The 20024-nt window shown below is 31.3% G+C and carries 24 protein-coding genes and 1 pseudogene; 2 read left to right on the top strand and 23 right to left on the bottom strand.

The window, feature by feature from the left end; genetic code table 11:
• Nucleotides 1–25: 25 nt before the first annotated feature.
• On the bottom strand, nt 26–148 hold the full coding sequence (locus tag I6U48_RS30195) for a hypothetical protein (protein ID WP_281421848.1): 123 nt from the start codon (nt 146–148) through the stop codon (nt 26–28).
• A 374-nt stretch (nt 149–522) separates the two neighbouring features.
• Between I6U48_RS30195 and I6U48_RS23955 the strand changes: the two genes are divergently transcribed.
• Nucleotides 523–765: a hypothetical protein gene (locus I6U48_RS23955; RefSeq protein WP_218323004.1), complete on the top strand. Its 243-nt coding sequence runs from the start codon at nt 523–525 to the stop codon at nt 763–765.
• Between the two features lie 44 nt (nt 766–809).
• Here the strand turns inward: I6U48_RS23955 and I6U48_RS23950 are convergent, their stop codons facing one another.
• Nucleotides 810–1001, bottom strand: a complete 192-nt coding sequence (locus I6U48_RS23950) for a hypothetical protein (RefSeq protein WP_218323003.1) — start codon at nt 999–1001, stop codon at nt 810–812.
• Between the two features lie 27 nt (nt 1002–1028).
• Nucleotides 1029–1733 carry a Crp/Fnr family transcriptional regulator gene (locus tag I6U48_RS23945; RefSeq protein WP_218323002.1) on the bottom strand — a complete coding sequence of 235 codons (705 nt, stop codon included), beginning with the start codon at nt 1731–1733 and terminating at the stop codon, nt 1029–1031.
• 236 nt (nt 1734–1969) lie between these two features.
• Between I6U48_RS23945 and I6U48_RS23940 the strand changes: the two genes are divergently transcribed.
• Entirely contained in the window at nt 1970–2590 is a 621-nt protein-coding gene (locus tag I6U48_RS23940; RefSeq protein ID WP_218323001.1) for a flavodoxin family protein, read from the top strand.
• Between the two features lie 98 nt (nt 2591–2688).
• On the opposite strand, the gene murI is transcribed toward I6U48_RS23940, so the two are convergent.
• From murI to I6U48_RS23835, 20 genes and pseudogenes are all read right to left on the bottom strand, one after another.
• A complete protein-coding gene (gene murI / locus I6U48_RS23935) occupies nt 2689–3471 on the bottom strand; it encodes a glutamate racemase (RefSeq protein ID WP_218323000.1) in 783 nt (260 codons plus the stop codon).
• Between the two features lie 490 nt (nt 3472–3961).
• A pseudogene (locus tag I6U48_RS23930) lies at nt 3962–4474 on the bottom strand (nitroreductase family protein).
• Nucleotides 4475–4851: 377 nt separating this feature from the next.
• A complete protein-coding gene (locus I6U48_RS23920; RefSeq protein WP_218322997.1) occupies nt 4852–5142 on the bottom strand; it encodes a hypothetical protein in 291 nt (96 codons plus the stop codon).
• 401 nt (nt 5143–5543) lie between these two features.
• On the bottom strand, nt 5544–5771 hold the full coding sequence (locus I6U48_RS23915; protein WP_218322996.1) for a PF20097 family protein: 228 nt from the start codon (nt 5769–5771) through the stop codon (nt 5544–5546).
• Nucleotides 5772–5819: 48 nt separating this feature from the next.
• Nucleotides 5820–5975 (bottom strand): hypothetical protein, encoded by a 156-nt coding sequence (locus I6U48_RS23910; protein WP_218322995.1) that lies wholly within the window; start codon nt 5973–5975, stop codon nt 5820–5822.
• A 330-nt stretch (nt 5976–6305) separates the two neighbouring features.
• Nucleotides 6306–6956 carry a DUF3786 domain-containing protein gene (locus I6U48_RS23905; RefSeq protein ID WP_218322994.1) on the bottom strand — a complete coding sequence of 217 codons (651 nt, stop codon included), beginning with the start codon at nt 6954–6956 and terminating at the stop codon, nt 6306–6308.
• A gap of 452 nt (nt 6957–7408) precedes the next feature.
• Nucleotides 7409–8779 carry an APC family permease gene (locus I6U48_RS23900; RefSeq protein ID WP_218322993.1) on the bottom strand — a complete coding sequence of 457 codons (1371 nt, stop codon included), beginning with the start codon at nt 8777–8779 and terminating at the stop codon, nt 7409–7411.
• Nucleotides 8780–9055: 276 nt separating this feature from the next.
• Entirely contained in the window at nt 9056–9904 is an 849-nt protein-coding gene (locus I6U48_RS23895) for a helix-turn-helix domain-containing protein (RefSeq protein ID WP_218322992.1), read from the bottom strand.
• Nucleotides 9905–10368: 464 nt separating this feature from the next.
• Complete coding sequence (locus I6U48_RS23890) at nt 10369–10773, bottom strand: Rid family hydrolase (RefSeq protein WP_218322991.1); 405 nt, start codon at nt 10771–10773, stop codon at nt 10369–10371.
• A gap of 19 nt (nt 10774–10792) precedes the next feature.
• On the bottom strand, nt 10793–11920 hold the full coding sequence (locus I6U48_RS23885) for an NAD(P)/FAD-dependent oxidoreductase (protein WP_218322990.1): 1128 nt from the start codon (nt 11918–11920) through the stop codon (nt 10793–10795).
• 1 nt (nt 11921) lies between these two features.
• On the bottom strand, nt 11922–12251 hold the full coding sequence (locus I6U48_RS23880) for a (2Fe-2S)-binding protein (protein ID WP_218322989.1): 330 nt from the start codon (nt 12249–12251) through the stop codon (nt 11922–11924).
• 11 nt (nt 12252–12262) lie between these two features.
• Nucleotides 12263–13840, bottom strand: coding sequence for an FAD-dependent oxidoreductase (locus tag I6U48_RS23875; protein WP_218322988.1), 1578 nt, complete (start codon nt 13838–13840; stop codon nt 12263–12265).
• 33 nt (nt 13841–13873) lie between these two features.
• Nucleotides 13874–14188, bottom strand: coding sequence for a (2Fe-2S)-binding protein (locus tag I6U48_RS23870; protein ID WP_218322987.1), 315 nt, complete (start codon nt 14186–14188; stop codon nt 13874–13876).
• A gap of 35 nt (nt 14189–14223) precedes the next feature.
• The gene (locus tag I6U48_RS23865; protein ID WP_218322986.1) at nt 14224–15360 is read right to left on the bottom strand and encodes an ornithine cyclodeaminase family protein; all 1137 of its coding nucleotides are present in this window, start codon (nt 15358–15360) and stop codon (nt 14224–14226) included.
• Between the two features lie 206 nt (nt 15361–15566).
• Nucleotides 15567–15938 carry a helix-turn-helix transcriptional regulator gene (locus tag I6U48_RS23860; protein WP_246615519.1) on the bottom strand — a complete coding sequence of 124 codons (372 nt, stop codon included), beginning with the start codon at nt 15936–15938 and terminating at the stop codon, nt 15567–15569.
• Nucleotides 15939–15947: 9 nt separating this feature from the next.
• Nucleotides 15948–16973: an alpha/beta fold hydrolase gene (locus I6U48_RS23855; RefSeq protein ID WP_218322985.1), complete on the bottom strand. Its 1026-nt coding sequence runs from the start codon at nt 16971–16973 to the stop codon at nt 15948–15950.
• On the bottom strand, nt 16963–17535 hold the full coding sequence (locus I6U48_RS23850; protein WP_218322984.1) for a MarR family winged helix-turn-helix transcriptional regulator: 573 nt from the start codon (nt 17533–17535) through the stop codon (nt 16963–16965). Before I6U48_RS23850 ends, I6U48_RS23855 begins: the two co-directional genes overlap by 11 nt.
• Before the next feature lie 130 nt (nt 17536–17665).
• A complete protein-coding gene (locus I6U48_RS23845; protein WP_218322983.1) occupies nt 17666–18016 on the bottom strand; it encodes a VOC family protein in 351 nt (116 codons plus the stop codon).
• Between the two features lie 151 nt (nt 18017–18167).
• Nucleotides 18168–18773: an NAD(P)H-dependent oxidoreductase gene (locus tag I6U48_RS23840; RefSeq protein ID WP_218322982.1), complete on the bottom strand. Its 606-nt coding sequence runs from the start codon at nt 18771–18773 to the stop codon at nt 18168–18170.
• 113 nt (nt 18774–18886) lie between these two features.
• Nucleotides 18887–20011, bottom strand: coding sequence for a radical SAM protein (locus tag I6U48_RS23835; protein ID WP_218322981.1), 1125 nt, complete (start codon nt 20009–20011; stop codon nt 18887–18889).
• Between the last annotated feature and the right edge of the window lie 13 nt (nt 20012–20024).

Raw genomic sequence — 20024 nt, 5'->3', positions numbered from 1 at the left:
CTCTTTTGTAATTGCTTTATATAAACTATTTAAATACTTTATATACTACAAATGAAGGAATGACAGCTTCTCCACCAATAATCCATTTCATTTTCACATCTGCTTTCAAAGTAACTAACTCACTAATAATATCTTGCCTATCAGCCATACTTTCTAAGAATAATAGGACTACTCGATAGTTCTGCTAATGCTGATCCAGAGAGATAAGGCATCAGGGAAATCTTCACCAGAAGCAAGCACTGCATACTCAGAACTTGACCATTTTTTTGAAACACTTATACTGGTTTAGGATTTATGGATTTCATTGTAATGTTTTCAAAATAATGAATTCTTCCAGCGTTATAAATTTGATGATATTCCCATCAACAAAATACTTCTGTATATTATTAGATTCAAAACTTTTTGGAGAACTAAATTCTCTTAATTTTAAAAAATGTTTTCCATATTCCTAAAATCTAGTATGAATTTTTCATACTAGAAGAAAATATATAAGGTACTAAAATTGAAAGGAGTAATTAACTTATGAAGGACTATGTCGGAATTGGAGATGCCAAAGTTTCATTATCAGATCAAGTTTTTAATGTATTAAGTAATATGGATAGAACCAACGGACTCATTAGTGATAGTGACTTAAAATCTATTACAAATGATAAAGCTGTAAATGTTAAACTAATAAATACCCAACACATCAATGGTGAGGAAATTAAAATATATGGTCTATACATGGATAACTCTGAAAACTTTGAAATAGTAAAAGTAAAGTAAAAAGTGAGTGTAACTGACTCTCAAGTTTTATTAATTATCCAAAGTCAGTTGCATTCATTAGTATTCCAAGTTTCAATCAATGTTATAATATATTTTAGCTTCTCTGATTCGTCTATCTTTGTTTCAAGCTCTACTGGTATTTTGATACCTAAATTTTTAAGGATACCAAATGTTTTTAACTTAGTTACTGATTGAGGAAATTGTAACTTTCCAACTTTTAACACTACATTATTCAACTTTGAATAATGCAGTGTTTAGGTAAATTATTCGTTATTAACTGTTTTCAATTTTTTTGTGAGTACATTAATTTTATACTCTTCTTTTATAACATAATGTCTATTTACAATAATAATTTTTCCTTCATTTTTTAATTCTTTTATCATATTTGTTACCATTACTCTTGATGCATTAACAAGATGAGCTATATCTTCATGACTTAATAGTATTTCCAATTGTATTCCACTAGGAGTTTCAACTCCATATCTTTTACTTAGCCGAATAAGAGTATTCATAATTCTATTTTTCACATTATAAAGAGCTATATTAGCCATTGAATCAGTATATGTATTTAGTTTATTTGTTAGCGATTTAATTAGTTTAATAGAAATTTCAGGATTACTAAGAAGCTTTGGAAAATCAACTTTCTGACAACTACAAATAAAAGTCTCCTCTAATGCTCTAGCACTAAATGTATGCTCTATATCATCAAAAATTGTATTTTCTCCTAATATATCACCTTCATTTAATATATCTAATGAAATCTCTTTTCCTTCACTAGAAATTTTGAAAAGTAATATTTTACCTGACCTAAGAAGGTATATTGCATCCGCAGGCTCTCCTTCATTAAAAATTATTTCTCCTTTTGAAAACTCTCTACTATGGGCAAGCTTAACAATTTTTTGTTTCTCAATATCATCTAGTGGTTGAAACAAATCTAAATCTTTCATACATTTAATTTTTTTTTTCACATTGACACCACCTAGCTATTATTATTTCAGTTTACAAGGATTTATGTCCAATTAATATTATATTAAATATTTTCTGTTAATTCAAACAAGTTTCTATTTTTATAATATATATAACTTTCAAATTTTAGTATTTTTTCATTAAAATATGTAAAGTACTTTACATATTTTAATGAAAAAATAAGCTATAATGTATATAATTCTATTCTAAAATAAAATATTTATGGAGGTTGATTAAGATGAGAGTCTTAGGTATTAGTGGCGACCCTACAGGTAAAAGTAAAGTTGACACTTTAGTTAAAACTGTATTAGAAAATAGTAAATATACAAATACTGAATTTATTTCCTTAAGAGAATTGAGTATTGGCCCATGCGAAGGATGCTTCAATTGTGTAAAGAATAATCATTGTATTATTCAAGATGATTGGAACTCAGTTGAAAGCAAAGTAAAGGAGGCTGAAATATTGGTTCTTGGAATTCCTACATATTATGGCGCTGCTTTCGGTATCAATGCTTTAACTCATAACTTTTTAGAAAGATGGTTTTCTTTAAGACATAAAGGTTTAAAACTAAATCTAAAAAAAGTAATATTGATAATTGTTTCAGGCGGAGAACACGAAAATGTAGCTATTACAAATCTCAAGACCTTCTTTGAAACATATCATGGTATTACAGATATAGAAATTATAATAGCAAGAGGCTCAATACCTTGCTTAGTCTGCGGCGAAGGTGAGTCATGCCCTATTAGTTTTGCAATTAAAATGTATGGCGAAGGACTAAAAATCACTCCAGATATAATACCATCTTTAGAAAAGCAAAATGATGTAATAGAAAAATCAAAATTAATTCTTAGTAAATAAATTTTTTAAAAATAGGAAGCTATGATAGTTATAGTTTCCTATTTTTATTTTAATAAAAAATATATTCAGTTTTACTATTAGAATTACTAAAATTAACTTCACTCATTAATAATATCAAGTCTTTGAAATAGTTTTTTGTATTTATCTAATTCAACTTTATCCTCAACCTTGAATCCTGAGTTATAGAAAACAATATTACCACTACCTTCATTTAAAGAATTCATTTCTTTCAAAATCCTTCTTAGATTCTTTACAGTGCCAATGTTTCCATCAAGTATATTAACCTGTGATGGAAGTAACTTTCTAAACATATCTTTATAAAATGAAAAATGAGTACAACCTAAAACAATAGCTTCGTAATTACTTAAATCATACTTAAACAACTGCTCCTTAAGATAAGGTAATACTATTTGTTCATTAAACTCAAATCTTTCCGAAAATTGAACTAGTCCCGGAAGAGGTAATAAATCAACAATATGTTCATTATCTAATTTAGTAATAAGATTTTGTAGTTTTTCTTCCTTTAAAGTGAACGCAGTAGCTGTTACCAAGATTCGTTTATTTATATTTTTATTTTTTTCGACAGCAGGCTTTACTGCAGGTTCCATACCTATGATTGGAATACTATATTTAATTCTTAAATCTTCAATTGCTGCGCTTGTAGCTGTATTACAAGCAATAACTATCGCCTTAACTTCTTGCTGAACAATAAAGTCCATAGCACTAAAAACAAGTTTTTTTACTTCCTCTTTCGATCTTGGTCCATATGGAACATTTAATGTATCTGCGTAATATATATAATCCTCATTAGGCATCATTCTTACTGCATCATGTAATACAGTAATTCCACCGATACCAGAATCAAAAAAACCTATTTGCATTTCTATTCCTCCAATAAATAAAATGTATATATTTTTAATATACATGAAATTTTGTTTCACATAAATTTATAATTTTAACTTAGACACATAAAAATTATAGCATATTTGGAATGCTATAACATAATAATTTTAAGAAAACACAGCTTGTCAAGACGCTGTAGGCAAGACTATTAGATGATAAAGATATGATTAATTTTGATAGAGTTATTTTTTTAGATGTTTAACCGAGCTAAATAGATTAAAAAGGTCATTCAGTTCCTTAATCTATTTTCACTTCAAGAAGAATATTTTATGTTTATATATCTATTACATATAATCTTGGTAGTGCGACGAAAAAAACTGCAAAATTCAAATTTGAATAATGCAGTTTTTGAGTAAATTATTAGTTTTTTCAGTTGTTACCATAAATAAGAATATTGTATTCTAACTATTATTGCTTTTTCAAAATAGGTATACATATTTCACTTTAGAAAAGAGTAAATGCTTAACTTTATAACCAACTTATAATATCTTCAGAAATGTCTCTTCTATTAGATTTTAGATTACTTCTACTTGAGTATCCAACAGATATAACGGCCATCAACTGTAATTCATCTGAAATTGCCAATAATTCTCGTACTTTATCTTCATTTTTTAATATTTCTCCAATCCAACAAGTACCTAATCCTAGTCCATGAGCAGCAAGTAGCATATTTTGTATTGCAGCTCCAATTGATTGAGCATGTTTCAAATAAATACTTGGAACCTTATCGTCTAGAGCTTTAGTATCTAGAAAAACTGCTATTAAACAAGGGGCCGTCTCTACCCAATTATGGTATACAGTAAGAGAAGCTACTTTTTTTATTAGTTCCTTATTATTCATTACTACGGAGAATCTCTATGGTTGCATATTATTACCAGATGGAGCCCAATTAGCTGCAGTTAACATTTGTATGATAGCATCTTTACTCACTTCTTCTGAAGTATATGCTCGGACACTTCTACGATTTAATATACATGGCATTGCTGAATTCATCTTTTCCTTCTCCATTTATACTCCTCCATTAGTTAGTCCTATTTTAATATTTTGACTTTGTTAATGGTAATTATATCATAATTTGCTTGATAAAAGATGATTATCTACTCAATAATTGTAAAACAATTCTACTTTTTAACACCACATTATTCATTTATAAAAGAACACCGTTCGTATTTTCAATTTAAATAGTTACGTCACAAATTTTTCAACATGTACAGGTATACTAACTTTAAGGCACTTGTACATGTTCTTTGAAATGCGACTCAAAAATACTGCAGAATTCAACTTTGAATAATGCAGTGTTCTTATAAATTGTTTGCCTTTTCAATTGTTTCGTTAAATAAGAATAATATAAAAACCCCTTACCATAAAGTTTTTCTAATAATCCCAATAATTACAACAATCATAAAAGCCAACCCACAAATCACATCAAAAACACCTTTCTTGCTTATTTTGTTATGTTCTTTTGAATCTTTTTGCTGTGTCAACTCAATTTTATTTAGTCCATCAAAAATTTGTTGCAGTCCGAAAAATAAAAATAATATATAAAAACTAACATTTCCAATCTTCAAAAAGTGCAGACCTATAATAATAAGAATACCAATGATTGATATTTTATTTACTAATGAATATATTTTTTCGTTGATTTTCAAAATAACAACTCCCTATTATAATTAGTCCATAATATTTTACAACTACGATTTAACCAATATGAAAATTATACCATAAAATCTATATACTTTCATTGCTTTATAGAAAGCATAGGAATTTTTAACACTGCATTATTCCATTTTCAAAGACCATCGTTCTCATTTCTAATTTAAAAAGTCATGTCACAATATTTTCAATATGTACAAGTATCCTCACTTTAAGATACTTGCACATGTTCTTGGCAATACTTATTTATCGTTTTATCTTTATATATAAATATTAAAATGTAATTTTTGAAAAAGTAACTAAAAACACCCCAAAATTCAAAATGAATAATGCGGTGCTCCAGTAAATTATTCGCTTTTTTGTAGTTGAGCCATTAAATAAGAAGAATACGAATTTCTTAAATAGGATTATCATATTCAAATATAGCAATTTTGCAATCTTCACATCTATAGGCTGATAATTTCTTAAATTTAAAAGTTGAGGGACCAACCAAATTCTCATAATCAAATTCAAACATCGTTTTTTTAGCACTTTTAGTCCACAATATTTGTTCAGGCGAATAAACATATCCTTTATCCATTTCCCGTCCACATTTCGGACAATTTACTTTATCAAGTTTTCTCACTCTATTCCCCCCTATTTAATTCGTATTATTTTACTATTGATTAACAGGTTAAGGCTTATTTGTCTTTTCATCTATGTAAATATCAAGTGCTTTAATCCCTCTGTTAGCAAGTTTTACAAACAATACAAATCCATAAATTCCAATACCTAATAAAGTTAAAATAATTATTAGATTAATAATAACCACCCGCACCATACTAGACATAATTATACCCCCATATTTTCTTTTATTTATTGGTAATTATATCATTATTTTCAACTTAATTCATTAAAATTAATATAAGAAATTTATTGTTTAACACCACATTATTCAATTCTCAAAGAACAATTTTTCCCTCTTCAGCTTCAATAGTTACGTCGTATAAATTTCAATATATACATGTATCGTGGTTCTAGTATATATGTATAATTGATTACATTGCGAAGCAAAAACACCACATAATTCAACTTTGAATAATGCAGTGTTTTGCAAATTGTTTGTCTTTTTAGTTGTGACATTGAATAAGAATATCATCTGTGTATAGCATAAAATGTTTTAAATTGATTCAGAAACCGCAATTATTTCATTAACAGCCAAAGAGCATAATCCACCTAAATCTTCCACATGTAGTTCTTTAACTGCGGAACAATCATAAAGAATAGTAGCATCAGCTGAAAGTTCATCGTCTGCTAGCCACAAGCCAAAAACCATAGGGACATTGGGAAGCACCTTTATTTCTATACCTACATCTCCAACATCAACTTTTTTTCCACCTAGTTTAAGACCAGCTTCTAAAAAAAGCTCACCTCTATGCCCAAAAAACTGAACCAATTTATCTATACCAATTTTTGCAAAATAATGATAAGTGTGCCCAACTCCCTCTAATTCTCTAAATGGTACCCACTTATTTGTAAGTCCGCTATTAGTAGCTCGATATAAATAACTCAAAATTAGCATCTTATGGATTAGCCGTACTCTATTTTCATCCGTAGATATATCCTTATTTTTATCCTCCTCCAATACAATAGTTCCTTTCGGATAGGAAATTAGATATTTTTTATTAAAATAAGTTAATTCAAATTGTTTTTTTTCAAAATCATAGTGAGCTCCGCTTCTTATAGCCACTTCTTCAGGATCATATTTGACAAATTCTTCACACAAATTTTCATAACAAAGCCTATAATTATTTTCATTTCCTTCTTTCAAAATAAGTCCCCTTTAATTATAAAAATATTTACTAATAATAATTATATCATAACTTTTACAAATAAAAGCCAATTATGTTTCCAATAAGTACAAGTCATTTACTTCTTCACACTGTATTATTTAATTTTCAAAATATACATTGTCATAACGTTTTATTAAAATCACAACTGTTGATAAAATCCCAGCTTATTAAATTTATACCATTCATCAATTTTTTCTACAGGTTTAACATTCAAATACAACATAATTTCCCTATTTTATGTTCTTTCCAAGCATCACCGCCAATCTGCATATCCATCAAAAATAAACACAAGTACTTCTTTTTTCATTGTAACACATCCTTTCTTAAGTATTGTACAACGAAAAAGATGACACCTATATGTCATCTTTATAGAGTCCAGATATGCTAAAGAACATAAAATTGATTCTACTAAATTTTAAATTTCATATACTTAAGATGCTTTCTTAAAAGTAACACTTGAAATATTTTGCTTAAATTCTTCTGATATACCGCATCTTACAATAAGGTATACTATGCCTAATCCCATCCATGTAAATCCTACAATTTTGGCAATACTAGAAAGTCCTAATAATATATAGATACAAACACACATTCCAATTAATGGCACAATCAAATGTCTTATTATTTTTCCACTTTTGTTTTTAAAATAATAATAAACTATAACTGATAAATTTACACATGTAAATCCAAATAATCCTCCGAAAGCAGTTAACTCTGATACTGTTGTTACATTTAGAAACAGCGCTCCAACAGTGCCTATTATAGACATAACTAATATGCTGCTAAAAGGTGTCTTAAATTTAGGATGTAGATATGCAAATATTTTTTCAGGAATAACCTTATCTCTACCCATTCCATACAATAAACGACTCGCAGCCGATTGTCCTGCTAATGATGTTCCTACCCCAGCAATCATAATTGCAATAGATATAAATATTTGCAAAAAATTCCCTCCAACTTTTGAAGCTATATCAAAGAAAGCTGTATCTGGATTAGCCACTTTAGTATAATCTGGAATTATGGTTGTACCTAAAAATGCAACTATAACATAAATAAATGTTTGAATAAGACAAGCTAACATAATTGCTAATCCTATTTTTTTGCCTCCTACATTAGCTTCCTCAGATAGTGTTGTTATAGCATCAAACCCCAAATAGGATACAACCGCTATTGCAGAACCACTTACTAAACCTTTAAATGAAAATGTATCTTTGTTATATATTGTAGCTATAGAAATTCCAGTGCTTACATTGCCAGTAATTATATATTTTAATGCTAAAACTACAAAAGCTATGATAGCAGCAAACATAATAACTGTCATAACAGAATTCGCCTTAGCTGCAACTTCCACCCCAATTAAGTTTATTATTGTAATAGGTATAGAATAAATTAGTATCCATGCCCATATAGGTATTTGTGGAATTATTGCATTAGCAAAACTTGAACTAATCAAGTACAACAACATAGGAATTAGAACATAGTCTAATATCATTACCCATCCTGATAAGAATCCAAGTTTAGGATGAATCGCTCTTTGAGTATAACTATAAGTAGACCCCGCTATGGGAAATGCTGTTACCATTTCACCATAACTATATGCCGTAAAAAGCATAGCTACAAAAGCAATCGCGTAAGCTAAAACAGAGTGTCCTCGTGATGAGACATGCATTATACCAAATAGTGTCATAACAGATACTGGCCCCATAAATACTATTCCAAATATTACTAAATCCTTCAATGTTAACGCCTTTTTCAATTCTTGCTTGTAACCAAAAGACTCTGAATTTAAATTAATATCCAATTTTTTATTCCTCCTTATTTTTTCGATTTGTTTTTAACAAATGAATAATTTTCATAGTTATTTTTTACTATATTATCAATATACTCTTATATTTTTTAATCATATTGTAAAAAACGGAACTAACTAATGATAAACTATAAATTATCTTTAAAACTCATTAAAGGAATTCTTTTATCTTCAAACATTTAATATAAGTAGTATAAACTCAACTAAAGCGTACTAATCTCTATATACATATAGATTTAGTACGCCTTTGCACCTTTACTTTTATTCAAATCATATAATAATTAGTCGTTTTTTATATTCTGTTTCTTGCAAAGAGTGTATATATTTGCCTGGTGTTGTATTAGTAAACTCGTAAAAATCCTTAATCATGTGAGATTGATCATAATAACCCAATTCCATAGCAAGCTCTGTAAGATTAGTATGGAATATCTCTTTTTTACAATCATTTAAGTTGTTCAGAAGATATTGAAATCTCATCAATTTACAAAATACTTTTGGTGATAAACCAAACTGCTCTGAAAACATCTTATTTATATATCGAACTGAATATCCTGTTACATCTGCAAGCTCTTTAACTCTAATCTGCCCCGCTGTTTCCATTATATTTCTCATTATGAACTTCCTTAAATCTTTATGTTTGCTTGTTGCCTCAGAATAGTTGTAAAACTTTAAATATTTATCCATAAATATTTGTATCTGATAATTAAAATCTTTACTAGAAGTAATTTGTTCAAACAAATCTTTATCTTCAATAATCTCTAAAAATGGGATTTCCTGTTCCACAAGATCGGACATAGTAACATTTTTAAATTTAAATGAACTTCCAGGTAAAAATCGTACTCCAAAGAAACACTTGTTTTTAGTATTAAGCGTTGACTTAGGATGAAGAACTGTTCCACACACATATGCACAAGGCTCCTTTTCATCACAGAAAAACAAAATATCAAAACATCCATCTGGCACTGCAACAATAGGATTTTCTGTTGTACCATCTCTCTGAAAACAATAAAAATGAGAAATTCCATAATTCATTACTACTGCTTTATAATAACGTGAAGTAGCCATCACAAAATATGGTTGTTTTGGAGATATAACTATATATTTAGGATCTAAAATCATAACTTCACCTCCATCTTTTTATTCGATGGCCACCCGTTTCTAATACTTCCTCGCACTTCGTGAAAGCTACTGTCACCAAATCGAAGAATTTGGGACATCTGCTTTTCTCAAAGAGTACGTTGCGAGCAGCTGCGTCTCTGGGCTCGTTCAACTAAGGATCAGATTTTCCCTCATCTGATTCAAGTTTTCACTTCATTGTTAAACAGAATTGTTTTCATATTTAACTTGATTATAAATATATCATATTTTGTGGGATATTAAAATTATTTTAATAATAAATAGCGTGTTATTTTATCAATATTTTAAATATGTATTTTTTATATCAAACTCCAAATTATATACTTTCAACAAAATGAACTCTCAACATTATTTTTAAATATAATATATCTAATTTCTCTCTTAATATAGCAGATAATGCATTCTCCTATAAAAAAAGATAGCCCTAGTGCTATCCTCATTAATTTCTATTCTATCTTTGATCCAATAATAGCATCCAATTCTAACTCAATTAACTGTGTAGGACGGTTAAGCATAGGAGTCCCAATAACTGTGAAAAGAGGCTTGATATCGTGAAAAATTTCTGAATAGGCTTTGGCAACTTCTGGTGCATATTTCATATCCGTTGCATATCCTTTTACTCTTATAACTTCTTCTTTTTTAGAACCTGCCTTTTCTAATAACTTTACCAACTTTTCAAGAATATATTTTGTTTGTTCATAAGCGCTTTCTTCCCCATAAACTGTACCATCTGGCTGTACAGCTGTAGTTCCTCCAATATAAATAAAAGGACCAACTTTAACCATACGGGAATATCCACTTTTCTCCTCTAAGGGAGCACCTGATGAATAATTTGTTCTAATTAGTTCCATATAAATTCTCCTTTTTATTTTATATTTTTGCTTTAAATCTATCATAACGGAAAGCGCTTAAATCAAGAGATATTTTACCCTCTACTACCATCTCAGATAAAAGCATACCTACAGTTGGAGAGATTCCAAATCCATGTCCTGTAAATGCACATGCAAGTATAAGTCCTGGGACCTCCTCTACAAAGCTTATAACAGGTATGTGATCTACACATTCATCTATCCATCCTGCCCAGGTACGTACAATTTTTGCATCCTCAAGTATAGGAAAATACTTCATAATACCACGGCATATAGCAGATGCTGTAATACTGGATGTAGTTGGTGTTCCATTATCTTTATTAAAAGCTTCATGCCCTGATGAACCTCCAAAAACAAAGGATCCATGCTTACTTTGATGTCCATAAAAATCTGCTGCTGCAGTACCTAACATCTGATAAAACATAGGAGGCTGAGCCTCTGTAACAAGAACCTCCAGTAAAACCTTATTCATTGGAATGTCAATTCCAAAGGTAGAAGCTATTTTGCGACTTTCATAACCTGCAGCAAGAATAATATTTTCTCCTTCATATACATTATTCTTAGTTACTACCTTTCTAGCTTTACCTTTTATTTTTTTTACTTCAATAACTTCTTCACCAGTTATAAAACGAACCCCCATTTGTCTTGCTTTACGGTAGTAAGCTAGAGTTGTTAGTAATGGATTAGCATGTCCATCAGTAGGACACCAACTTGCACCAATAACTTCCTCGGAAAGATATGGGCAAATTTTTCTTGCCTCATCACCTGAAATCATTCTTACATCAAGGCCACAGTTATTGGCATTCTTAGTAAGATTATTTAAAACCTTAATATGCTCATCTGTCTTACCAAGTCTTAGGTTACCATCCTGGTAATATTCCACATCCATGCCCAATTCCTCTGATAATGTTGGCCAAAGATTTTTTACTCCATACATAGCAAGAGGAAGCTCTCTTTTATCACGTCCTGACTGACGGACTCCTCCACCATTTCTTGTAGAACCTCCATCACCTATACTGTCGCTTTTCTCGAGGACAATAACAGAGCAACCTTTTTTAGCTAAATTGTATGCTGCAGCGTTCCCAATTACACCACTCCCGATAATTATTACATCAGCACAATTTTTCATGTTATTTCCCTCCTATTTCTTCATTTCCAAGAACCTTCATCTCTATAGGTCTCATAGGTGCACGTGACATTGCTGATTCAAGCTCTAAAAGTGAAACACCTAATTCTCTTGCTACAATACCTTTTACTAATTTGCCACAGGTCTGCCCCTGACAGAGTCCCATACCTGTTCTTAAATATCTTCTTATCTCTGTAATGGTAAACATTCCATCATGTACTGCTTTTCTGATTTCACCCTTTGTTATTTCCTCGCAGCGGCAGATTATCATATTATCATCAGACTGCACCACAAATTCACCTATATCTCTTGATCTATCATTTACTTTGCTCATAATCCTACCTCCTAGACCTGTTTGAAGAATCTGGCTCTCATTCCCATTTCTTTAGGAACCTTTATAGTTAACAAGTTTGTATGATCAAATGCAGGAAGTGATTTAATTTCCACAACCTCTGCTCTGCAAAGCTCTTGCCCGCTTCTATTCAATGCAATACCTTTTGTACCTTTTTGCGGCAATGGTAAAAACTCATAAGGGAGTGTTACTGAAGTATACCCTTCTTCATAATCTTCATTTATAAGAAATATTGACTGTCCTGAACAGGATGCTACACATAGTCCACACCCAATACATTTTAATTCTTCATCAACAATAGGAAGGGATGTAATTTTTTCTCCAATTTTAATGCAGTTCTTAGGGCAGGCATCTTGACATGGATTACAAGGAATGTTTTGTGAGCATTCTATCACTGGATGAATTCCTTTAATAGATTTTACTCCTGGATATTTTATTACTTCTTCATCTGTAAGATACCCTTTTTTCAGTAGATTTACTGAAACATCATAACCTTCTTCTGTTTGAGAAATATTTTTTCCTTTATTTTCAGGACCAAACATCCCCTGTCTCAAGCTGAGTAATGCCTTCTCCAGTTCTTCTGTTTTTATTTCTAATTCTTCTTTATCAATAAACCCTAATTTATAAGCTGCTGCTACACCTGAAATTCTTCCTTCAATCATAGCTGAGCTTGCTTCTTCTATTCCTGAAACGTCTCCTGCTACAAATATGCCTGGAATTGAGGTTTCACCATATTCGTCACAAAAGGGAACAAGTCCTCCCTTTTTGGAGTTTTCCTCCATATTACATCCAACCATTTTAAGAAGCTGTGACATAGGAGAAAGTCCTACTGCAAGACATATGGTATCAACATCAAAATGTTTCTCTGTTCCAGGTATTACCTGCCACTTACTATCAACCTCTCCAATAGTAACTCCTGTTACATATTGATCTCCTTCAGCTTTAATAATAGTATGAGATAAATAAAATGGAACTCCACATCTAGCTACTTTTGCAGCATGTACACCATAACCACCAATCCTAGTAGCTGCATCTACAACAGCTACTACCTCACAACCTGACTGTAAAAGTTGATAAGTAACAACCACACCAACATTTCCGCTGCCAAGCATAAGTATTTTCTTTCCTGGTTGTACACTATGAAGATTCATCATGGTCTGTGCTGCACCTGCACCTATAACCCCTGGAAGAGTCCATCCGTCAAAGGTAACTATATTTTCTGAAGCACCTGTTGCAACTATGATTGCATCTCCTTTATAATGAACAACTTCATCTTTTATATTTACAGTAATTTCTTTGTCCAAAAATAATCCAATTACTATAGCATTTAGTACAACCTCTACTCCAACTTCCTTTGCTTCCTTTAGAAGTTCTTCACCTATCTTAAAGCCTCTGATTTTTGCTCTATGCTCTTTAGAACCAAAAAACTTATGAATCTGTTTAAATAATTGTCCACCTGGTTTAGGATTTTCATCGAATACAACAACCTTTAATCCTCTTTTTGCTGCTTCGATAGCCGCTGAAAGTCCTGCAGGTCCTGCACCGACTACTATTACATCATATCTTTTCATACAACTATCTGTCCTTTCACAAAATATTGAGATTTAATCCCTTTTCTTTGCGGAAACACCATACTGAGTTTGAACCTTCATACCTTCCACAAGAGGAGTTATACAAGTTCTTACATTAGGCTTGCCATCCACTACCATGACACAGTCTGTACATCTTCCAATAGCACAAAATATACCTCTTGGAGAATTTCCTTTCTTTGTATGCCTGTGCACCATTACTCCTGCTGCCTTTAATGCAGCAGCTATTGGCTCTCCTTCATATCCTTCCATAACTTTTCCATCAAAATTAAAGGTTACTAAGTGTCCTTTATTAGCTGCACCCAAAATTGGATGTTCTGTAATCCTCATTTAAATCATCTCCCTATAAACCTTATCCTTCAAAATTATGCAAGCTCTGGTACATTCCATAAGTTTAATTTAACGCCGATTCCTTTTTCAATTGCGTTTCTATATACAATTGTTCCCCATGCTACATCTTCAATTGGCATACCACCAACAGAATAGATAACAACTTCGTCTTCTTTACGTTTTATTGGAATTTTTCCTATTAATACATCACCCAAATCATCAATCTGGTTTCTAGTCATTTTTCCTTCTTTTATAAGATCCATGCAACGAACAGCTGGAATTGGAATTGTGTTGTATGCTGGATAAACCATTTCTTCAGCCCAAGCTTCATATAATTCAATATTATCTGTTACAGTTCTTGCTCTGTTTAAGATGAAATCATCATCAAATCTTGCAGCAGCTGGGCAACATAAAAGTGCACCTGGTTTAATCCATGCTTCATTAATATATGGATACTCACTTGGATTTCCTGTCGGACTTGAAGTTGCAACATGTACAATATCACTTTCTCTTACTGTGTCTTCGATTGTTTCAACTACTCTTATATCTTTTATCTTGGGATAATCTTCATTTAAATATCTAATGAAACTATTGATTGATTTCAAGCTTCTGCCTTTGATTTTAACAGTTTCAATTCCTGATCTTACTGCCATTGTAGATGCAAATGCAGTTTTACTCATAACACCAGGTCCAATGATACCAACAACTTTTGAGTCTTCTTTTGAAAAGTATCTTATACCAACACCTGGAACAGCTCCTGTTCTATAAGCACTTAAAATATTAGCTGACATATATGCAAGTGGTGCTCCTGTATCCTTATCATTTAATGTGAGCATAAGAATTGATCTTGGAAGACCTTTGCTTTTGTTTTCAGTATTAGAACCATACCATTTCATACCTGTCATATCAAATTTTCCACCAAGATATGCTGGCATGGCCATAAATCTTCTGTCTGGACCATCCTTCGGCATGTTGGGGAACTTTGGTTTTTCCGGGAAAGTAACCATTACACCATGTGAATTTCCATTAGAACCCCCCATGCGATAATCGCCAACTTTTAATAATTTGAACATTTCTTCCATTGCATCAACACACCCTGCCATATCTTTGACGCCTGCTTTAATCATGTCCTCTTCACTTAAATAAATAAAATCTATTTTTGTTTCTTTCATACTAATCTTGCCTCCTCGAACTCTTTAATTTAGCATATTTATAATTTATCATATATATTATTGATAAAATTGTAAAATTCGGAACTAAATTTTGATATTATCTCATTCGATTACTGCTTAATATTAATCAGGGTGGTTTTACCTGAGCCTGACTCTCACATAATTGCTTCCACAAGCTATTTCCTAAATAACGAAAAAGATGACACCTATATGTCATCTTTATAGAGTTCATGTATTCTTTTTATTCTTGTTTTTATTGCCTCTTTTAGTTCTGTAGGTATTAGATTTGTTAAATCGGTACTTTCATCAACACTCATGAGTCCATTAAATGCAGTAAAAACATTTTTTATATCGTTCTTAGAAAGAATGTTACTTTTGAGTTTATATCCTTGAATGACTGCTACTCCGCCGCCAATTCCTGAATATGTGACAATAGGAACTCCCGACTGATTCAAAGTATCTAGATCTCGAAAAATTGTACGTTTAGAAACCTCAAACCTTTCTGCTAATTCTTGTATTGTAATTCTATCTGTATTGGCAAGGACATTTAAAATTCCTAATAATCTATCAATTTTCATAGATACCGATTAGATAACAGTTGCCTGTTTCAAGGACCCAGGCAAATCTTTTAAAGCTTCCATATTTTTCTCTTCATGCTGTTTAAAATTTATTGCTGATAATACATCAAAAACCAGTCCAGGCTGATCCATCATTAAAAAGTGTCCTGCATTTGGAATTATGAATAGCTCTTTGTTTGGCGCCTTTATATCTTTAAAATAATCTTCAGCTATAACATAGGGAGCTTGCCAATCCCTTCCTCCTAAAATATAATATACCGGCACCTTATATTCTTTCGATTCTGTGCGGAGATTGAAATCGCCGAGAAAACTGTGAACTTTTGAATTTGCCTTAAGGATTTTCATAAATGCTATAATATCAGAGAACTTAAAAAGCGGGCTTTTAAATGCAGTTATCCAGATACCAATGCCTATCTCCAAACCTAATTTGTATTTACCCTGAAGCTTGCGAACTATGCTGCATTTTCTCAAAAACTCTTTATCAAAAACAATTTTGCTTCCAGGATATTCACCGATACTCTCAAGCTTCTTCAATGATTTTTTATCACCTGCTTGCTCAATAAATTCTTTAACTTTGTTATAGCCTACCTGCTCATTTTCCACCATACTAATAACCTGCCCGGCACCAATATAATATTCTACTTCTTCTGGATGCTTTCTAATAAACACTGTTCCCAAAACACTTCCCCAGGAATGACCAAATATAACAAGCTTTTTCTTGTTATATTTTTTCTTAAGATACTGGATAACCTCAAACAAGTCCTGAAGCATCAACTCTATTGTTGGAAGCTTATCTGGATTTTTATTCAGCGTCTTTCCAGCACCACGCTGATCCCAGTGGACCACAGTATATATTTCTTCCCATCTATCTTGGAATACTCCTGTAAATAATGATTCTGCTGATCCAGGCCCTCCGTGTAAAAACAACATTACAGGATTATCGAAACTTGTTCCTAGATGAAACAGAAACTGGTCTATTCCATTAATCCTTACATATTCATCAATACATATTAGCCTGTTATTTTTATTCTTCATGGTTTTCTCTCTCCATTTTCTGATTTTTTCTTATTCTTTCAAACTCCTTTAATATCCTTGTTACATCCTCCTTCATACTTTCATCTGCTTTTAAATTACTATCTTCTTCAAAGCCATCCTGTTCTTCGCCATCAAATCGATATAGCTTTTTCAGCATTTCCCAGATAGTTTCTATCTCTCCTGCCGAAAAATCCTTAAAAAGCTCTGCCATAAAATATATTCCTTTTTCCGAAACTTGATATAATACCTGTTCCCCAATTTTTGTAATTATTACATTTACAGCACGCTTATCTTCAGGATTAGGTATAACATCAACATATCCTTTGCTTTGCATAACGGTAACAATCTGTTTTACATTTTGTTTAGTAGTACCTAACTTTTTTGCAATATTATTAAGGGTAGTTTTACCTTCAGATAAATGAGCAATTGCAACCATGGTCATATACTGTCTTGAGGTCAAACTCCCCAAATATTCATCTCCTCTCACCTGAAGCTTATTTGCTAGTGAAAATAGTGTTGCATAGGTTTGTTCCATTAAAAATATCTCTCTATATGTATCCATAAAAAATTGCCCTCCAAATAGCCAATATATTGTCTATTTATAGAGTAATACTGTTACATATACTTGTCAATATATTGTCTATTTTTTATTTAAAAAAAATTATGTTATTTTAAAACATTTATCTGCATCCTTATTCAACTGGAGTTGTTAGCTCAATATGATTTCCTTCACTATCCTCAAATTCAGCTACCCAGTTATTCCCTATTATGGTGACAGGAAAAATAATTTTGAGACCTTCCAATTTTTTATTGAATATACTTATATTTTCTACTGAAACACTTGGTAAGCAATTGCTTCCAAATGTATGTGCTTCCTGCATTTTCTCAAATGCAAATAATCCCAATCGAAACCCATTAATATCAAAAACACTATATATATTGTCTTTTACAGTAACTTTTTGTTCAAAAAATGATTCATAAAATAAAATTGCTCTTTCCATGTCAGTAACGCATAAATATAATGATTTAATATTACAATTCATAAAATCTGCTCCTTTTCAAATTTACTATTTGTCTGCAGGTTATATAAATAATCTTTGCTTCACAGCTAATTACAATTATATACTAACTAGATAAAACATGAATTTTATTGTTTACCTCATGTCATGAGAAGGCTGAGATTCTGCAAAAATACTAAAACTTCCTAGCAAAGTTAATAGCTTTTTTTATTGTTTCAGATATGATGTCATCCACATTATTACCAATAACATCAAGTCCTTCTGCATATAAGCACTCATATTGATCAATACCAAACATTTTACATAAAGCTTTTAGATATCTAGACCCCATTTCTAATTCACAGGTATCAGCCTCTGTAAAAACTCCACCTCTGGTTGTAATAAACAACATCTTTTCAGCCTTGCATATACCAACCATTCCGTCTGAATTATAAGTGAATGTAATTCCTGCTACAGCAATATTTTCTACATATACTTTTAGAATGGCAGGGAAACTAAATTCCCAAAATGGAGCAGCAATAACTATTTTACTCGCAGAAGCAAACTGTCTTGCCAAATTAAACATAGGATTCTCATAGTCGCCTTGTTCAAGTAATTTTTCTCTATTTTTTAAGTTATCATTAGAAAAACAAGTTATCGGCAAATCAGTCAATGTAAGTTCAGTAATATTGCAATTAGGATTATGTTTCTTATATTCTTGTAAAAAGTGATTTGCAATTTTATATGTACGAGAGGTTGATGTGCCACGTACACATGCGTTAATAAATAAAATATTATCCATCTTTTTTCCCCCATCCAATAAAAATTTTTCAAAATCAATTAAAATTAATGCCGCTTGAAGCTGGTAAAGGCTTGGCGGCAAATTATTTTTTCTCGAAAACAAATTAAAACTCTCTAAAAAATCAGTTCTCCTGGCTTATAACCCTCAGGCAATTCTTCTTCACTTAAAAATTTGAAATTGTCATCACGCAGTATTGGTAAGAATACTTCGTATGGTATCCTTGAAAACTCACAGGCATAATTACTTGATCCGAACCACTTCCCTTCTTTGCTGCTCAAATTTAAATCTCTAGCAAATTTTGTATGGTTTGAGCAATCATGAACTGCTAAATCCCAGTTCTCTTCATCCGCTATTTTCATGAATTTTAAAGTTAATTCCCTGCTCCAAATCGGAGATATATAACCGCGTCTTGCAATATACATGTTTTCTCCATAATAATTATCTATGTTATTCTCATTTAAATGCAATTCTGCACAATTTATAAAATCAAGTTTTGTATCTAAGATCGCTTGCTTTTTCTTAAAAAAGCTTTTAAAAAACTCAGGAGTCATTGGAGTTTCAATACCTACATTTTTAATATACTTTTTCGCTATTCCAATATTTTCGATAACCTTGTCTGAACAATTAGAAGCACCTAGGTTGAAACGTATCTCATCAAGACCTGCTTCACCTAATGCTTTCAAGGTATCTTCCGTAGCTAAAATACCATTTGTATATAGATGCTGATAAATTTGAGCATCTCTGAATTTCTTTATAATCGAATAGTATTTTTCAATTTCCATAAATGGTTCTAAATAAACGTAAGAAATACCAGTTGGTTTCTGGTGGATAGAAAGAAGTAAATCTATATCTTTCTCATAAAATTTTGTACCTCCAATTTCCCACATACCTTCACCAACTGGAGGAATATCGTCTAGTTGTCCATAGTTATAACAGAACTTGCACTCTATGTTACATTTGTTCGTTTTCCTAATTGCACTCAAACCTGTTCCTACCAAGCAAGAACGACATCCTTTTGAAAATTTGCTTTCATTTCCAACAAAAAAGGTTCTATTCTCCAAAGTCTTTAAACCTCTAATTTCTGACATTAACTTATCATTTCTATGATCAATCGCTGCCTCAATTTGTGCAAAGGTAGCGTAAATGATTTCTTGTTGTTTTGTCATAATTTCCTCATCTTCTGGTAATATTGAAAAAAATTCAAACCACATTAACGCATCTTTCTTTGAAATTTTCATAATGTATCCTCCT

It is taken from the genome of Clostridium thailandense, assembly GCF_019207025.1.
Lineage (GTDB): Bacteria > Bacillota > Clostridia > Clostridiales > Clostridiaceae > Clostridium_AM > Clostridium_AM thailandense.
This window is presented reverse-complemented; position numbering and strand designations above follow the sequence as displayed.

Bases quoted from the DNA above. Each gene is read 5' to 3' on its own strand.
- I6U48_RS30195 (WP_281421848.1), bottom strand. From the start codon at position 148: ATGGCTGATAGGCAAGATATTATTAGTGAGTTAGTTACTTTGAAAGCA.
- I6U48_RS23955 (WP_218323004.1), top strand. From the start codon at position 523: ATGAAGGACTATGTCGGAATTGGAGATGCCAAAGTTTCATTATCAGAT.
- I6U48_RS23940 (WP_218323001.1), top strand. From the start codon at position 1,970: ATGAGAGTCTTAGGTATTAGTGGCGACCCTACAGGTAAAAGTAAAGTT.
- murI (WP_218323000.1), bottom strand. From the start codon at position 3,471: ATGCAAATAGGTTTTTTTGATTCTGGTATCGGTGGAATTACTGTATTA.
- I6U48_RS23910 (WP_218322995.1), bottom strand. From the start codon at position 5,975: ATGTCTAGTATGGTGCGGGTGGTTATTATTAATCTAATAATTATTTTA.
- I6U48_RS23895 (WP_218322992.1), bottom strand. From the start codon at position 9,904: ATGATTTTAGATCCTAAATATATAGTTATATCTCCAAAACAACCATAT.
- I6U48_RS23890 (WP_218322991.1), bottom strand. From the start codon at position 10,773: ATGGAACTAATTAGAACAAATTATTCATCAGGTGCTCCCTTAGAGGAG.
- I6U48_RS23885 (WP_218322990.1), bottom strand. From the start codon at position 11,920: ATGAAAAATTGTGCTGATGTAATAATTATCGGGAGTGGTGTAATTGGG.
- I6U48_RS23880 (WP_218322989.1), bottom strand. From the start codon at position 12,251: ATGAGCAAAGTAAATGATAGATCAAGAGATATAGGTGAATTTGTGGTG.
- I6U48_RS23875 (WP_218322988.1), bottom strand. From the start codon at position 13,840: ATGAAAAGATATGATGTAATAGTAGTCGGTGCAGGACCTGCAGGACTT.
- I6U48_RS23870 (WP_218322987.1), bottom strand. From the start codon at position 14,188: ATGAGGATTACAGAACATCCAATTTTGGGTGCAGCTAATAAAGGACAC.
- I6U48_RS23865 (WP_218322986.1), bottom strand. From the start codon at position 15,360: ATGAAAGAAACAAAAATAGATTTTATTTATTTAAGTGAAGAGGACATG.
- I6U48_RS23860 (WP_246615519.1), bottom strand. From the start codon at position 15,938: ATGAAAATTGATAGATTATTAGGAATTTTAAATGTCCTTGCCAATACA.
- I6U48_RS23855 (WP_218322985.1), bottom strand. From the start codon at position 16,973: ATGAAGAATAAAAATAACAGGCTAATATGTATTGATGAATATGTAAGG.
- I6U48_RS23850 (WP_218322984.1), bottom strand. From the start codon at position 17,535: ATGGATACATATAGAGAGATATTTTTAATGGAACAAACCTATGCAACA.
- I6U48_RS23845 (WP_218322983.1), bottom strand. From the start codon at position 18,016: ATGAATTGTAATATTAAATCATTATATTTATGCGTTACTGACATGGAA.
- I6U48_RS23840 (WP_218322982.1), bottom strand. From the start codon at position 18,773: ATGGATAATATTTTATTTATTAACGCATGTGTACGTGGCACATCAACC.
- I6U48_RS23835 (WP_218322981.1), bottom strand. From the start codon at position 20,011: ATGAAAATTTCAAAGAAAGATGCGTTAATGTGGTTTGAATTTTTTTCA.